Source organism: Paenibacillus lycopersici (assembly GCF_010119935.1).
Classification (GTDB): domain Bacteria; phylum Bacillota; class Bacilli; order Paenibacillales; family Paenibacillaceae; genus Paenibacillus_Z; species Paenibacillus_Z lycopersici.
The window spans coordinates 3,406,247-3,420,369 of sequence record NZ_CP048209.1 but is presented as its reverse complement, the minus strand read 5'-3'; the positions used below and the strand labels follow the sequence as shown (position 1 = coordinate 3,420,369).

Annotated in this window: 14 protein-coding genes; 9 read left to right on the top strand and 5 right to left on the bottom strand. The window is 53.7% G+C overall.

From position 1 onward, the window contains the following. The first annotated feature begins 4 nt into the window (after positions 1-4). The gene (locus GXP70_RS15205) at positions 5-700 is read left to right on the top strand and encodes an ABC transporter permease (RefSeq protein ID WP_162357606.1); all 696 of its coding nucleotides are present in this window, start codon (positions 5-7) and stop codon (positions 698-700) included. A 234-nt stretch (positions 701-934) separates the two neighbouring features. On the opposite strand, the gene GXP70_RS15200 is transcribed toward GXP70_RS15205, so the two are convergent. Together GXP70_RS15200 and GXP70_RS15195 are read right to left on the bottom strand one after the other, a co-directional pair. Beyond that, positions 935-1,858: an NAD(P)/FAD-dependent oxidoreductase gene (locus GXP70_RS15200; protein WP_162357605.1), complete on the bottom strand. Its 924-nt coding sequence runs from the start codon at positions 1,856-1,858 to the stop codon at positions 935-937. 113 nt (positions 1,859-1,971) lie between these two features. Beyond that, entirely contained in the window at positions 1,972-2,466 is a 495-nt protein-coding gene (locus GXP70_RS15195; RefSeq protein ID WP_162357604.1) for an RrF2 family transcriptional regulator, read from the bottom strand. A gap of 258 nt (positions 2,467-2,724) precedes the next feature. On the opposite strand from GXP70_RS15195, the gene GXP70_RS15190 reads away from it, so the two are divergent. The 8 genes from GXP70_RS15190 to GXP70_RS15155 all read left to right on the top strand — a co-directional run bounded on the left by GXP70_RS15190 (position 2,725) and on the right by GXP70_RS15155 (position 10,064). Further along, positions 2,725-3,021: an ArsR/SmtB family transcription factor gene (locus GXP70_RS15190; RefSeq protein ID WP_318652376.1), complete on the top strand. Its 297-nt coding sequence runs from the start codon at positions 2,725-2,727 to the stop codon at positions 3,019-3,021. A gap of 15 nt (positions 3,022-3,036) precedes the next feature. After that, on the top strand, positions 3,037-4,329 hold the full coding sequence (locus tag GXP70_RS15185) for an arsenic transporter (protein ID WP_162357603.1): 1,293 nt from the start codon (positions 3,037-3,039) through the stop codon (positions 4,327-4,329). A gap of 41 nt (positions 4,330-4,370) precedes the next feature. Beyond that, a complete protein-coding gene (gene arsC, locus GXP70_RS15180; protein WP_162357602.1) occupies positions 4,371-4,796 on the top strand; it encodes an arsenate reductase (thioredoxin) in 426 nt (141 codons plus the stop codon). Positions 4,797-4,798: 2 nt separating this feature from the next. Next, a complete protein-coding gene (locus tag GXP70_RS15175; protein WP_162357601.1) occupies positions 4,799-5,272 on the top strand; it encodes an ArsI/CadI family heavy metal resistance metalloenzyme in 474 nt (157 codons plus the stop codon). A gap of 179 nt (positions 5,273-5,451) precedes the next feature. Then, positions 5,452-6,105 carry a carboxylesterase family protein gene (locus GXP70_RS15170; RefSeq protein WP_162357600.1) on the top strand — a complete coding sequence of 218 codons (654 nt, stop codon included), beginning with the start codon at positions 5,452-5,454 and terminating at the stop codon, positions 6,103-6,105. 226 nt (positions 6,106-6,331) lie between these two features. Continuing rightward, the gene (locus GXP70_RS15165; RefSeq protein ID WP_162357599.1) at positions 6,332-7,765 is read left to right on the top strand and encodes a spore germination protein; all 1,434 of its coding nucleotides are present in this window, start codon (positions 6,332-6,334) and stop codon (positions 7,763-7,765) included. A 6-nt stretch (positions 7,766-7,771) separates the two neighbouring features. Then, the gene (locus GXP70_RS15160) at positions 7,772-8,959 is read left to right on the top strand and encodes a Ger(x)C family spore germination protein (RefSeq protein WP_162357598.1); all 1,188 of its coding nucleotides are present in this window, start codon (positions 7,772-7,774) and stop codon (positions 8,957-8,959) included. A gap of 4 nt (positions 8,960-8,963) precedes the next feature. Then, complete coding sequence (locus GXP70_RS15155) at positions 8,964-10,064, top strand: GerAB/ArcD/ProY family transporter (protein WP_162357597.1); 1,101 nt, start codon at positions 8,964-8,966, stop codon at positions 10,062-10,064. A 310-nt stretch (positions 10,065-10,374) separates the two neighbouring features. Here GXP70_RS15155 and GXP70_RS15150 read toward each other — a convergent pair whose 3' ends face one another. The 3 genes from GXP70_RS15150 to GXP70_RS15140 form a co-directional block, all read right to left on the bottom strand. Next, positions 10,375-12,018, bottom strand: coding sequence for an ABC transporter substrate-binding protein (locus GXP70_RS15150; RefSeq protein WP_162357596.1), 1,644 nt, complete (start codon positions 12,016-12,018; stop codon positions 10,375-10,377). Between the two features lie 107 nt (positions 12,019-12,125). Beyond that, positions 12,126-13,013 carry a carbohydrate ABC transporter permease gene (locus tag GXP70_RS15145; protein ID WP_162357595.1) on the bottom strand — a complete coding sequence of 296 codons (888 nt, stop codon included), beginning with the start codon at positions 13,011-13,013 and terminating at the stop codon, positions 12,126-12,128. 27 nt (positions 13,014-13,040) lie between these two features. Continuing rightward, on the bottom strand, positions 13,041-13,979 hold the full coding sequence (locus GXP70_RS15140) for an ABC transporter permease (protein WP_162357594.1): 939 nt from the start codon (positions 13,977-13,979) through the stop codon (positions 13,041-13,043). Positions 13,980-14,123 lie beyond the last annotated feature (144 nt).

Sequence of the window (14,123 nt, the reverse complement as noted above, 5' to 3'; positions counted from 1 at the left end):
AGGAATGGTTGAACCGCATTTAACGTTTTGGGATTTCATAGACTACGTACAGCGGAATTACGGGATGCTGCTGGGTTATCTATATCAGCATATTCTGATGGTCCTTACGGGCGTCGGGCTCGCTTTCCTCGTCGGCGTGCCGCTGGGCGCGCTCTGTACGCGAAGCCGTGCTCTCGCCCGGATCATTCTGGCCCTCATGAATATTCTACAGGTCGTTCCGAGCTTGGCCATGCTGGTCCTGCTCCTGCTCATCATGGGTCTCGGGTCGACGACGGTTACGGTCGGTCTGTTTCTCTATTCGCTGAACCCCATCGTACGAAACACGTACATCGGGCTGCAGCAGATTACGCCGAGCTATGTGGAGGCGGGACGAGGCGTCGGCATGAGCGCCATGCAGATTCTGTTCCACGTCCGCTTCCCGCTCGCGCTGACATATATCATGACCGGGCTGAGGATTTCCGCGGTGATCGCCATCGGCGTCGCCACGATCGCCCCGCTCATCGGAGGAAGCGGCCTTGGCCGGGAAATCTACGCGGGAATCAACATCGGCAATTCGCTGCGCATCTTCGCCGGCGCGGTACCGGCGGCGCTGCTGGCGATTGCGGCCGATATCGTGCTGGGCTTCCTGCAGCGCAGACTGAGGGTGGATAACCGGCGTTCGAAGAACGTCGTGCCTCCGACGCCCAAGACGCAAGGTTAAACCGAAGGCAGCAGGCCGTATCCGCCGTCGCCTTGCCGCGGCGCGAGTTCCTCTGCCATCTGAATCGCAGTTATTCGGCTATATGGCGTAAATCTGCACGCCTGCCTTAAGAAAAGCAACAAGCCCGATCAATTATCGGGCTTTTTTTAAATTCCTCTTTACGGGAATGTTCGGCACGCCATGCGGAGCTCGTCGGCAAAAGAAACTGATGGATAGTAGATCTGCTTCGCAATCTTAAGATGATCCGTTCTTCTCCCAGGCCTCGGTGTTCAGTTCTCCGTTAATGACCGCGGCAACGAAAGAGCCCATCGAAGCCGCGGCTATAGCCTGATGCATCCGCGATGTAACGTCTCCAGCGCTGAACACGCCCGGCACATTCGTTTTTCCGAACTCATCGACGACGACCGCTCCCCACTCCGTAATCTCGCATCCGATCGTTTGCGGCAAGTCCGATCCCGTAATCAGATCCGGTTTGAAGAAGATCCCCGTGCACGGAATCGTCTCCCCGTCCTCAAGTACGACCTGCCTGACGATGCCATGATCCGAATCAATTTGCCGGATCGGTGAGTCGAACAGAGGCACTTGATTACGCCGGAGTGCTTCGCGCTCGGCATCCGTCAGTTCATCCGGTCCATTCGAGCAGATGGTAAAGCTTCTCGTCCAACCGGAGATGAGCGGAGCGAAGTGCATAAGCATAGCCCCTTTCGTAATGATGACTAGCGGCTGATCGCGTAACTCCCAACCATCGCAATAAGGACAGACAAAAGCACTTGTCCCGTATACGTCCGCTAATCCGGGAATCTTCGGCAGCTGATCCTTCATACCGACGGCGAACAATATTTTCTTGCTTGTAACCGTTTGTCCTTGCTCCGTCTCGATTTGAAACCGGCCGTCGTTTCCCGTGATTGTCGCCGCCGTATCCGCAATGAATGATACGCCCGGATAGACGCTGATCTCTTCCTTCGCAATTCTTCGAAATTCGCTCGGACTGATCCCGTCGCGAGTAAGAAACCCGTGAACCTCGCGGGTTACAGCGTTGCGGGGGCGGCCTTCATCGATCACCGCAACCGTTTTCCTTGCCCTCCCAAGTACCAGCGCTGCGTTCAGCCCGGCCGGTCCGCCGCCAATAATAGTCACATCGAAATGTTTAGTATTCATATCCAATCAATCCTCCATGGATCTATAGTGTCCGTATTTGGACCATAAAAATGTCGTCGATCCATACCCTCTATATAGATCGACAATATCCATAATTGACATACAAGAAGCCTTCACTTCTTATTTTCCGCATGATTGCGACGCTTGAACGCCTCGTCCAATACCGATTGAATCGTATGTTCCCGTAAGTATTGGTACAGATGCTGTTCAGCGCCGTACATCACTTTCTCGACCAAGCATTCGTTCTTCTCCAGCTTGTTCCCATCGTTCCCATCTCGATGCACGGCCCCGTCTTCCGCCAACAACTGATGCTGCCGCGATCTCGAATTGGAGCACTCGAATAGCTGCTGCCGCCCTTCGATAACCTGGATCACATCGAGGAACGTAATTTGATCCGCCGGTCGTGCAAGCTCGTAACCGCCGTTCACCCCAGGCGCTGCGCGTACGATCCCGTCTTGCCTCAGCTTGGACATGATTTTGGATAGATAGCTCTCTGAAACATCAAGCACTCCGGCTAATCCCTTAATCCCGACATTGCTGGATCGCTCCGATTGTCCCAGATGGATCAAAGCATGCAGCGCATAATCCGTGCTCTTGGAGAATTGCAAGGTTCGCTCTCCCTCCTCGATAATATATTCATTATAGACCTTTGTTATCCATAATAATCGAATGATATACAAATTGCAATGACATGCTTGTTCTGAGGTCAACATTGCGATTGTCATAGAAAAGAAAAAACTTTAGCATTAGCGCTTGCTAATATAACTATTTGCTTATATAATCAGCCATGTATACTACATAGTGTCCGAACGGAAAATCCGAAGCACTGAAAAGGAGTGTGAACCACGCTGCCGTCCATTGAAGAAATGTCCGCTACCCTCAAGCTGCTCTCCGACAAATCCAGGTTGTCGATCATCGCTTTACTCCGTCATGGAGAGCTGTGCGTTTGCGATATTGTTGATTTGCTGGAAACAACGCAGCCGAATATCAGTCAGCATTTGAAGAAACTTAGAACCGGCGGATTAATTAATGAAGAGCGCCGCAGCCAGTGGAGTTATTATTCGTTGAACGTAGCCGACAAGCCTTATTTGAAGCAAGTTATCGATCAACTGCCCTCCATGCAAGAACAGATCGATGCACGCCAATCGAGAGGCTGTACTTAAAAATCTGGAGGGACTATGCCGGCTTTCGCGTTGATTCTATTCCTGCTTACGTTAGTATTCGTCATTTGGCAGCCGAGAAGTCTCAACATCGGCTGGTCGGCGTGCGGCGGCGCGGTTATCGCTTTAATCGTCGGCGTTGTCGATCTTCACGATGTAGGGGATGTGACCCGAATCGTCTGGAATGCCACGCTTGCGTTCGTAGCGGTTATTCTCATCTCTCTCCTTCTCGATGAGATCGGGTTCTTTGAATGGGCTGCACTTCACATGGCTCGCCTCGCCAGAGGGAACGGCAAGTTAATGTTCGTCTATGTTATCCTGCTAGGCGCTGCGGTTGCCGCGTTCTTCGCTAATGACGGCGCAGCGCTTATCCTGACTCCGATTGTACTGGCGATGGTCAGAGCGCTCAAGTTCGATGAACGCATGATTCTGCCCTTCATCATGGCGAGCGGATTCATCTCCGATACGGCCTCGCTGCCGCTGGTAGTCAGCAATCTCGTGAACATCGTTTCATCGGACTTCTTCGGCATCGGATTCGCGGAATACGCCGGCCGAATGATTGTTCCGACGCTCTTCTCGATTGCGGCCAGCTTGCTCGTACTCTACCTGTTCTACAAGAAGAGCATTCCGAAGCGATATGACCTAGCCCAATTGAAACAACCTGTCGAGGCGATCAAGGACATCAGGCTGTTCAAGCTCTCGTGGGTCATCCTTGCCGTCTTGCTCGCGGCTTATTTATTAAGCGGATTTATCGACGTCCCGGTATCCATTCTTGCCGGTGCCGCAGCGCTTGTCTTTCTGTTCCTTGCCAGACGAAGCCCGGCTATCCGTACCTGGCAACTGGTACAAGGCGCGCCGTGGTCCGTTGTCGTGTTCTCGATCGGTATGTACGTGGTTGTGTATGGTCTTCGAAACGCGGGTTTGACAGACGAGCTTGGTTCCCTCTTCAGGTGGACCGGTGAACATGGCTTGTTCACCGCTGCGATAGGATCCGGTTTCATTGCGGCCATCCTCTCTTCGTTCATGAACAACATGCCCACCGTTATGATTGACGCGCTGGCCATTCAGGGTACCAATCCGCTGGGCATGCTTCGGGAAGCGTTCATATACGGGAATGTCATCGGCTCCGATCTGGGGCCCAAGATTACGCCGATCGGATCGCTCGCCACTTTACTCTGGCTGCATGTATTGTCCGGCAAAGGCGTGAAGATCTCCTGGTGGGCGTACTTTAAGACGGGTATGATATTAACCGTTCCTGTTCTGTTCATTACGTTATCCGGTCTCTACCTGTGGTTAAAAGTCGTGGGGTAAGACTTGCTGACACCAAATCGATTGCGAAGGGGCCTATCAGAATGAGTAACAAACCACTGGTCTATTTCTTGTGCACCGGCAACTCCTGCCGCAGTCAAATCGCGGACGGATTCTTGAATGCGCTTGGCGGCGATCGCTACGAAGCGAAGAGCGCCGGTCTTGAAGCGCATGGTTTAAACCTTCGCGCCGTTCAAGTAATGAAGGAAGCCGGCGTCGATATCAGCAGCAACGCTTCGAAAGTCATTGACTCCGAAACATTAAACCGCGCCACGTATGTGATTACGCTTTGCGGACACGCTGACGAGCATTGTCCGGTGACGATGAACCAGAATGTCATCCGCTGGCATTGGGGCTTTGAAGACCCGGCCAAATCGACGGGCACTGAAGAAGAGATTCTCGCGCAATTCCGACAGGTTCGCGATGCAATCAAGGCTCGAATCGAACAATTCCTGAGAGACGGTGAGTAAGGATGACAACTTCGATCACACGCATGCACATCGCGCTAAACTGTACGGATCTGGAGAAATCGCTTCCCTTCTACCGCGGCTTCTTCGGAACCGAGCCTGCGAAAATAAAAGACAATTACGCCAAGTTTGAGCTTCAAAACCCGCCTCTGCATTTCTCGCTTAACGTTCGACCGTTTGAGAGTAATGGCGTTTTGAACCATTTGGGGTTTCAAGTCGATACGACTGAAGACGTGCTAGCCACTGGTGAACGATTACGGCAAGCGGGTTTGTTGCCGATCGACGAGATGAACACCACATGCTGCTATGCCGTTCAGGATAAAATATGGGTACATGACCCGGACGGGAATGCCTGGGAGATCTTCGCCACCAAAGAAGATTCGGAATTCGAATCCGCAAGCGAAGCGCGCGACCCTTCGCCGTGCTGTGCGCCTACGACAGCACCGGTGGCGGTTAGGTTCACGAATTTCAAGCAATAACAGGACTACATTAGGAAAATGGAGCTTGCGTGCCTTAACGCGTCCAAGCTCCATTTAATTGGACTAGAGGTTAATGAAAATCATCCTCCAGCTTTTCATCGTTACTTTCAATGAACAAGCCTCCTGGCGTATGGTACAATAAAGGAAATAAAAGTTAGTTCCGATAAGGAGAATGTCTAATGACGCAGACTGCCCGTCGGTTAGAGAAAGAAATCCTGAAGAAAGTGTCTTTGAACTATTTGCTGCATATTCCGGACGGCTACGAGAACGATGCTACGAAGAAGTGGCCGCTGATTTTGTTCCTGCATGGTTCCGGCGAGCGCGGCGACAACGTGGAGCGCGTGGCTGTTCACGGAATACCGAAGATCGCGCAGACGCAAACCGATTTCCCGTTCATCGCGGTATCTCCGCAATGTCCGGAAGATTCCTTTTGGGGCGCCGAGACGGATGCTCTCATCCTCCTGCTTGACGAGATCGTTAAGAGCTACAATGTCGACACGTCCAGGGTTTATTTGACGGGATTGAGCATGGGAGGCTATGGGGCTTGGCAGTTAGCGGCCGTTCAGCCCGGCAGATTCGCCGCGATCGTGCCGATATGCGGCGGAGGCAATCCGGAGCGAGTCGAACCGCTGAAGGAAACGCCGGTCTGGGTCTTCCACGGTGCCAAAGATGACGTCGTGCCGCTCTCGGAGTCGGAGAAAATGGTAGACGCCTTGCAGGCGATTGGCGGCAACGTGAAATTAACCGTCTATCCGGAAGCCGATCATGATTCTTGGACGGAAACGTATGAGAATCCGGAATTGTACGAATGGCTGCTCCAACACGCTCTGTAGAGAGCCAAGCAAGGCACTCCTCCCGTTCTTATTAACCTCACAAATTATGGTCGACATCATAGCAGCTTGGAAATAATAGCTCTGCACCTATCCCCGGTTCGCCGGCAGCTAATACCCAGTATATTACTGGGTATTTTTTGTTTTGGTCGATTAGCTGCATATTCCAGGAAAAATAAGGTCATTCTATAGGGAAATTCCAATCACATTCCACGCATGAGGGAAGCATATGAAAACGTCAGCCCAGTCGGCATTCATCCATCAATTCGAACGGCAGCCCGACTTCAACGTTCAACGCATATTGGTCGATTCGGATATCCCCGTCACTTGCTGCTACCTGGATACCATCGTCGACACGGCGCTCATTGAGAAGACGGTCTTATCCCCTTTGCTGGACATCCATATAGACCGCGAGCGGCCGTATCACGAGAACCGAACAGCGCTAATTCGCGACAAGCTGTCCAGCTTACCGTGTACCGAGGAGAAGTCCTTCGCCCAATGGGTATCCGCGTTACACCACGGCCAGTGCATTATATTCATTGCCGGTATCGATGCCGGCTACCTTCTCTCGGCGCCTGCTTTTCCGCATCGGAACATTCAGGAACCGAAGACCGAGAAGACGGTTCGCGGCCCGAGCGAAGCCTTTACCGAAGCCATCATGACTAACGTTGGCCTCGTTCGCAGCCGGATCAAGTCGCCGCAGCTCGTCTTCGAAACCTTTGAAATCGGGGAGCTCTCGTGTACCAAGGTGCTGATGGGATACGTTCAGGGCAAGGCGTCGGAAGCGCGGATCCAGGCTTATCGCGAGCGAATCGGACAGATCCGTACCGAAGCCGTCTTCGAAGGGGCGAATATCGAGGAGTGGATCGAGGACAAGGAGCTCACCCCCTTCCCCCGCATGCTGAATACGGAACGGCCCGATATCGCGTCGGCTCACCTTGTCGAAGGGAAGATCCTGATTTTCACCGACGGGACGCCGAGCAGTCTGATTACGCCGGTCTCGTTCTTCCAGTTCTTCGTAAGCGCAGAGGATTATTACCAGCAGCCGCTGTTCGCTACGTTGCTTCGTTGGCTTCGATTTCTGTCGTTCCTGCTCTCCGTCTATACGCCGAGCATCTTTATCGCGCTCTCCAATTACAACCAGGAGATGATTCCCTCCGAGCTGCTCATTAATTTGGCCGCTCAGCGGGAAGGCGTCCCCTTCCCTGCCTTCGTCGAGGCGCTCATTATGCTCGTCATGTTCGAGCTTCTGCGGGAGGCCGGCGTCCGTATGCCGTCCGTCACCGGACAGGCCATCTCCATCGTCGGGGCCGTCGTGCTGGGACAGGCGGCGGTCGAAGCAGGATTAGTATCGGCGGCCATGGTGATCGTGGTCGGCATCACGGCAATGGCGAATTTTGTATCGCCTTCATTCAACTTTGGAATGGCGCAGCGCATACTGCAATTTTCGTTCATGGTGCTGGCGGTCTCCCTCGGCATGTTCGGCATCTTATGCGGTACGTTGGCGCTGGTCGTGCACCTCGTATCGCTCAAGACTACGGGAGAGCCTTACCTCAGTCCCCTCGCGCCCATCCGATCGTCGGAATTCAGAGATACGTTATTCCGCGTGCCCTGGTACAAAATGAAAGAGCCGCGGAACGCGAAGAAAGCGACACAGAGGTGATGCTTCATGAAGCCCTTGATCCGCGGCACGTTGTTCCTGCTTGCGCTATTCGTTTGCTTTCCGATGCAGGGTTGTTCCGATCTGAAAGAAATCAATGATATGGCCATCGCAGACATGGTCGGCGTCGACATGGATGAAGAGGGCCATTATATGGCTTATTACCAGATCATTAATCCGAACGGCGTCGCCGGTTCCAAGTCCGGAGGCTCCCGCTCGCCGCTGTATACGTATGCGTTCCAGGCCGATTCATGGGCGGAATTCGCGAGCACCGCGACCCGTACCATTCCGCGAAAGCTGTTCATCAGCCACTATCAGGCTTACATTGTCTCGGAACGTCTGGCCGCGAAGGGCTTGGACGACCTGCTTAATTTTCTCGAGAACGACCCGACCCGCAGAATGGCGACGAACGTATTCATTGCCAAGTCACCCGTACAGGACATCATGAATACGTTCGTACCGCTGGAGAGAAACCCCGGCAAGGAGCTGCGCAGCGTCCATGAGCTGCAACACAACGTGGCGAGTACAGCCAGCCCGAATTCCCAGATTAAGACGCTGCTGGAAAATTACGAAGGCACGAAGCTGTCCTTTATTTCCAACATTCGCGTGGTCGGCAAACCGATGGCCACTACGAAGCGGTTCGAGACGATTCAGGGGGATAAAGGGAATTTCGAGCTGTTCGGTTCCACGATCATCAAGCAGGGCAAGCGGGTTGGGGAATTGACGCCCGACCAAATGGCTTCGCTGTTGTTCGTTAGAGGGGAAGCTCATTCTTTAATCGAGCCGATCGAAACCGACAACCAAGAAGCAGCGGAGCTCCAATTGATGGGACAACCGCGAATCAAGCGCCAATTGACGCTGAAGAACAATCGGCTCGAGCTGCGGATACATATTCATCCGAAATTGAAATTAGCTTCAATCGATACGAACGGTCGGATCGACACAGCAACGCTCCATCGGCTCGAGAAGCTGTTCGACGAGCGCATGGCCGCCCATTCGAACGCGTTATTACAACTGGGCAAGAAGAATCATTGGGACCTGATCGATATCCAGGACCAGATCATGCATAAGAATGGGAAACGTTGGCACAAGCTCAAAGCGTCCCCGGAAAGCTGGGAGGGCGCTAAGATCACCATCGACGTGCATGCGAAGATTATTAAAACGGGCGTTATCATGACCCCTTACACAAGGAGCTAACCGAATGGAATCAACGATGCTGTCCATGCGGCAGTTTCATATCCTCATCGTATGCGCGACATTAAGCACGGCGTTCTTCTTGCTCCCCTCCACCCTGATCGCGAACGCGCATCAGCATGCTTGGCTCGTCCCGCTCTGGACGGGGGCAGTCGGCATCGCCTGCACGCTGCCTTGGATATTTCTGTCGAGCCGCTATCCCCGGCTCGACGTCGTCCAAATCGCGCAGCGGTTGTTAGGGGAATTTCTCGGGAAGCTCGTCAGCTTGATTATTATTTTCCACATGCTGCTTACTTGCGCATGGGTGCTCAACAATCTGGATGACTTCATGACCAGCACATTGTTGCAGAATACCAACGAATGGGTGTTCGACGCCGCCTTCATAACCATCGCGGCATACGGCTCCATTCGCGGGATCGCGGCCATCTCGAGAACGGCGGAGTTCTTCTTCCCGCTGATGCTAATCGGCTTCACGCTTTTTTTTATCCTCGCGATTAAAACATGGGATTGGTCATCGTTCAACCCCGTGGGAGCGTTCGATTGGGAGGGTATCTTCCCCAAGTCGGCCTTTATGATTGCATTCCCTTACCTGGACGGTTTCACGCTTCTGATGATTTTCCCGTATGTGAAGGAGAAGCCGGGCAGGAATTATATCAAGGCTGCGTCACTCGGCGCATTGCTGCTGTCGCTGATCACTTTCATCGTCGCTGGCGTACTCGGTATATCGCGCGCTTCGCATGTCATCTTCCCGCTCTTCGTCGTTGCACAGGAGCTGGAGGTTAGTCCGTTCGTGGAACATTTGGAAGCTACCATTTCAAACCTGTGGCTGATCCTGGTCTATATTAAGCTGACCCTGTCCTTCTATTGCGCGACGGTCGCCCTCGAGCATACGTTCGCCGTGAGAAGCCGCGGATTGATCGCCTTCCCGCTCGCGATCATGTGCATCGGTTTCGCGCAAAGCATGCATGACAATATAATTGCCGATCTCGAGTGGATCGGACGATATTTACTTCAATATTTCGCGCTGGATACGATATTGCTTCCGATTTTGCTCATTCTCGTCTACCTGATCAAACGCTGGACTGCCGGGAGGGCGACTGCCTCATGATTCCTTTCCTGCTGTCAATCGGCTTGTTCTGCGGGCTGTTCGTCTACTTTCGAAAGCAGCGGCGCCCCTTGAACGAACTCATCCTCTTCGCGCTCATGTCGCTAATCGGAATTGTCCAGTTAGGTCTGCTGATTCTCGATAAGCCAATTCGATTAACTGCCTTAATCGCCGGTTTCCTTAACGCGTTCTAGCGATTTCGTCCATCTTCCTGGATGCTGGCGAAGCATTATTAAGGTTGCCGGCGCACAGGCTAAAAGGGAGCAGGCTGCCATTCGGCAATCTGCTCCCTTTTTGCGTTATCCGCTGCGTATTATTTGATCTGCTTCGACGCGACGAAGGCCGCCGCTTGCTTCTTGACTTCGTCGATGACCTTCTCGGCGCCCGCTTTCTTGTAGCGCGCGATCAGATCGGCGACAGCGGCATCGACGTCCTTCACAAGGCCTAATTGGATCGGGGCGCTGTACTGCTTATCGATATTCGTTATGTTCGCAAGCTCCGTCTTGATGTTCGTCGTATCGATGTTGAAGCCGTTCAGCAAATACGGCTGCGCTTTCTCGAGCAGCGCGTTCTTCGTATCGATGTACTGCTGGGTATAGCTCTCGAGCGGCGGCCATTGATCGCGATTGTTGGACCACCAGCCGGCGCCGTACATCGGGTACGGATTCGGATCGGCCTGAGCGACGACCAGCTTGCCGTCGGCGTTGATCGTGTAGTTCTTGCCCTCAATGCCGAATGCGAGCAGCATATTGTATGCTTTGTCCTGGTGCAGCAGGTCGATGGCCATCAGCGCCCGCTCGTAATTGGACGTTTTCGGCGAAATCGAGAAGCCGTTGCCCGTAGCCGGGCGAGTCATGACGACGCCGCTGTCCGTCAAATTGTTGACGGCGCCGAGCTCCCATCCTTTGGCGATCATGTCCGAGCTGTACTGCGCGTAATTCTCGAACGCGTTGGCCCAGTAGCCGGATTTGCCCGCTTTGGCCAGATCGGCGGCGGCCGTCTTCTGCGCGAACGCATTCTTCGGCAGCAGCCCCTTGTCCGCCCACTCCTTCATCGTCTTGGCGGCTTCGATGAATTTCGCTTTGAAATCGTCGTCGAACAGGCCCGTAATCGTATAGCTCGGGTCGTCCGGGAAGAAGCCGGTCAGATACGGCGCTTCGCGAATGACGTAATTCTTCATCAAGCCGCCGAAGATGCCCTGGATGTCCGTCGCAGATCCGTCTACCGGCAGCATGCCCTTCTCGTTGTCCTTGATCGCTTGGAAATAGGCGCCCAGGTCCTTGAAGGTCTTGATCTCCGGTACGTTGTACTTCTTGCGAAGATCTTCGCGGTAGAAGCCCGTACCGACGTCGAGCTCCTTGAACGTTTGCGGGATCATGTAGATTTTGCCGTTGACGAGGGCGTCCGCCCATTGGCCGTCGGAGGTCGCCTGCGCGGTCAGCGGCATGTACTTGTTGACGTCGTCCATCGCGATTTCGTGATAACCGCCTTTCGACGCGTTGGAGCCGTAATTAATGTTGCCGTAGATGACGTCCCAATCCTGCGGAGACGCAAGGACGAGCGGGTACTTCGTGTTGATGTCCGCGAACGGAATGTACGTCAGCTCGATCGTCGCGTTAATGTCCGCTTCCAGCTTCTTGTTGACTTCGGCCATCACCGCATCGTTGTCTTTCGGGGCCTCCCCGAGCAGCACGAACCGGAGCGTTACTTTGTCCAGCTTCGGCGTATCGGCATTGTCATCGGCATCCTTCGAAGCATTCGTCGTGCCGCCGGCATTATTGCCCGAAGCTGCGGCCGCGTTCTTGTCCGCGTTCGCTGCATTCGCGTTCTTGCTCGTGCTGTCGTCCGCCGTTTTGTTACCGCCGCCATTGCCGTTATTGGAACACGCGGACAAGATGACCGACAGGCACAGGACAACGGCAAGCCCGAGTCGCATCGATTTGAATCGCTTGTTCATCCTCGCTTCCCTCCCATTTATATGTTGAATGAAGACTGTTAACCGCCGATTGGCGGGATTAACCTGGGCAATCATGCACCGGAATCGCCGGACGAACGAGCCGCGCTTCAGCCTTTCACCGAACCGATGGTCAGGCCGGCGACAAAATACTTCTGGACGAACGGATACGCGAAGACGATCGGTCCGGTCGCCACGACGGTCAGCGCCAGCTTCACGGTCTGCTCCGGCAGTTCGATCGCGGATACGGCGCCGTTGTTCTGCAGCATCTGCTTCGCGAACGTGGTGGAGCTCAATATCCGATAGAGCGAATATTGGAGCGGAAACAAATTCTCCTTGGTGATGAACAGCGTAGCCGTATACCAGTCGTTCCAGTAACCGAGCGCGACGAACAGGCCGATGGAAGCGAGCGCGGGCTTCAGCAGCGGGAAGACGACCCGGATGAAGATGGCGAAATCGTTCGCGCCGTCGATCTTCGCGGACTCGGAGATGGAATCCGGGATGCTGTTCGCGATGTAGGTTCGGAGGATGAGGATATACAGCACGTTGAACATCCCGTTCAGCAGCAGGATCGACATCGTGTTGCGCAGCTCCAGGTAATTGGACATGAGCAAGTAATAAGGCACGAGACCGCCGCTGAACAACGTCGTGAAGAACAGGTAGAACGCCATGCCGTTGCGGTATTTCACGTCCTTCCTCGCGAGTACGTATGCCGTCATCGACGAGAAGAAGATCGAGATGCTTGTGCCTGCGACCGTCAAGAAAATCGTGACCAGGTAGCTGTGAATGATTTTGTCAGGCTCCCGAAAGATGAAGGAATAAGCGCCCCAATCCAAGGTGCGCGGAATCAGCGAGTAGCCATGCGTCAAGATCGAGCTCTCCGATTGGAAGGAGCCGACGAGCAGCATCAGGAACGGCAATATGCAGGCGAGGCCGACGAAGCCCACGACCGCGAACGCGATGATGTTGAATGCGATAACGTCCTTTCCCTTTTTCAAGCGGTTCCCCTCCCCCCATGTCGATGTTCAATAGAGCGCATAATCGCGATTCCACCTTTTGACCAGCCAATTGACCGTATAGATAATGAAGAAGCTCAGCACCGATTGATACACGCCGCCCGCCGACGACATGCCGAAGTCGTTCGCGAAGATCAAGGTGCGGAAGACGAAGGTGTCGATGATGTCCGTTTTGTCCGCGAGAAGGCCGTTATCGCCGATCAATTGGTAGAACATGTCGAATTCGCCGCGCATGATTCTGGAGAGGCCGAGCAGCACGAGCGTGATGATCGTCGGCCTGAGCAGCGGGAGCGTAATATGCCAGATTCGCTGAAACAGGTTCGCCCCGTCGATTTTGGCCGATTCGTAGCTCTCCTGGTCCGTGCCCATAATGGCTGCCAGGTACAGCACGCTGGAGAATCCAATGCCCTTCCACACGTAGAAGATCGGAAGCAGCAAGAGCCAGATATCGGGATTGGAATAAATATCGATTTTCTCGGATCCAAGCGTTGTCAGCCATCCGTTCAAAGCGCCGTAATCGTAATTGAAGATGTTGTAGAAGAACGCCGAGACGGTTACCCAGGAGATGAAATACGGCAGGAACATGAAGGTTTGCGCCGTCTTCTTGAACCATTTGCCGGCCATCTCCGCGATCAGGATGGCCACGATCACGGCGAGCACGGTGCTTGCCGTCAGAAACACGAGATTATACAACAGCGTGTTCTTCGTGACGAGCCACAGCTTGCCGGATTGAAAGAAATAATCGAAATTCTTCATGCCGTTCCATTTGCTGCCGAAGATGCCCCCGTCGTACGAGTACTCTTTGAACGCGATAATAATGCCCGGCATGGGCAGGTAGGCCAGTACGAGAAAATAAAGGCCGACCGGCAAGAACATGACATACAGCACGCGGTTCTTGACGATCTCGTACACGAATCCCCGCTTCTTGCGAACCTGTGCATCGCGCATTCGTTCACCTCGATCTCTGTCGAATTGGTTCTGCTTTCATAATAAAGCGTTTTCATAACGGCTGCCACGCGTCAAAATTACGAAACCTTGTTATTCTTACGATCCCGGGGCCGCAGCAAGAAAAACCGCATTCCACAACAAGAG

Excerpts from the sequence above, each read along its gene's own strand:
- GXP70_RS15150 (WP_162357596.1), bottom strand. The coding sequence starts at position 12,018 with ATGAACAAGCGATTCAAATCGATGCGACTCGGGCTTGCCGTTGTCCTG.
- GXP70_RS15160 (WP_162357598.1), top strand. The coding sequence starts at position 7,772 with ATGAAGCCCTTGATCCGCGGCACGTTGTTCCTGCTTGCGCTATTCGTT.
- GXP70_RS15200 (WP_162357605.1), bottom strand. The coding sequence starts at position 1,858 with ATGAATACTAAACATTTCGATGTGACTATTATTGGCGGCGGACCGGCC.
- GXP70_RS15170 (WP_162357600.1), top strand. The coding sequence starts at position 5,452 with ATGACGCAGACTGCCCGTCGGTTAGAGAAAGAAATCCTGAAGAAAGTG.
- GXP70_RS15190 (WP_318652376.1), top strand. The coding sequence starts at position 2,725 with ATGTCCGCTACCCTCAAGCTGCTCTCCGACAAATCCAGGTTGTCGATC.
- GXP70_RS15155 (WP_162357597.1), top strand. The coding sequence starts at position 8,964 with ATGGAATCAACGATGCTGTCCATGCGGCAGTTTCATATCCTCATCGTA.
- GXP70_RS15205 (WP_162357606.1), top strand. The coding sequence starts at position 5 with ATGGTTGAACCGCATTTAACGTTTTGGGATTTCATAGACTACGTACAG.
- GXP70_RS15140 (WP_162357594.1), bottom strand. The coding sequence starts at position 13,979 with ATGCGCGATGCACAGGTTCGCAAGAAGCGGGGATTCGTGTACGAGATC.
- GXP70_RS15185 (WP_162357603.1), top strand. The coding sequence starts at position 3,037 with ATGCCGGCTTTCGCGTTGATTCTATTCCTGCTTACGTTAGTATTCGTC.
- GXP70_RS15165 (WP_162357599.1), top strand. The coding sequence starts at position 6,332 with ATGAAAACGTCAGCCCAGTCGGCATTCATCCATCAATTCGAACGGCAG.
- GXP70_RS15175 (WP_162357601.1), top strand. The coding sequence starts at position 4,799 with ATGACAACTTCGATCACACGCATGCACATCGCGCTAAACTGTACGGAT.
- arsC (WP_162357602.1), top strand. The coding sequence starts at position 4,371 with ATGAGTAACAAACCACTGGTCTATTTCTTGTGCACCGGCAACTCCTGC.